Below are 683 nucleotides of genomic sequence, written 5' to 3' on the forward strand. Positions count from 1 at the left end.
GACTTGCCGCCGTTCTGGGTCTGAGTGATTCGCCTCCCGTCATGAGTTGTCTGAGTCCATAGAGGTGGATTCGAAGTATCAACCTTGGAGAGCCAGGAGCGACTCCCCATCGTACAGATGGTGAGCTTTTTATATGGAGTATTAGCCGTGCGCCACTCACCGCCAGCCTTGACGGATTCGCCGTCACCACCCGGTGTACCAGGATTACCGTCAGCACCGTCCACGACCATGGGTATAGTTTCCCGGTCCACGACCTGCCCACCCACATAATAAACGAACTGCAGCTGCGTCGTGAAGTTCTTCGGGGAAATGGCCGTTCCGTTCTGTATCTCGACCTCTGCGCCTCCGTCCTTGCTGTATTTCAGTACGCCATCCGTCGTGATGGAAGTGCTACCGCCTACAGACTTGGTGCGTGTACATGACACGCTTGCCACACTATAAGTGCCGTCCTTCCGCTTGCTTACCGAAGATACGGAAGGCACCAGTCTATAGAGCACCGCATCACTGCCCGGATTACCGGCACGCACCCCGGCAACGGAGAATACCAGCTCACGGCTTATGTCCGTATCCTGTACCGTAGCCGTAACGGTTATCCTGACCTCTGAACGTGCAGGCATCGAAATGCCGGAAGCCACGGTAAACGCTATCACACCCGTATTGACATTGTAGCTCTCCGTGACACC

1 pseudogene is annotated in these 683 nt (G+C 55.5%); it reads right to left on the reverse strand.

The features are described 5' to 3' along the window. Positions 1 to 683: pseudogene (locus M1B78_RS18470) on the reverse strand (hypothetical protein); the annotation flags it as partial.

It is taken from the genome of Bacteroides muris (ex Fokt et al. 2023), assembly GCF_024704895.1.
GTDB lineage: Bacteria > Bacteroidota > Bacteroidia > Bacteroidales > Bacteroidaceae > Bacteroides > Bacteroides muris.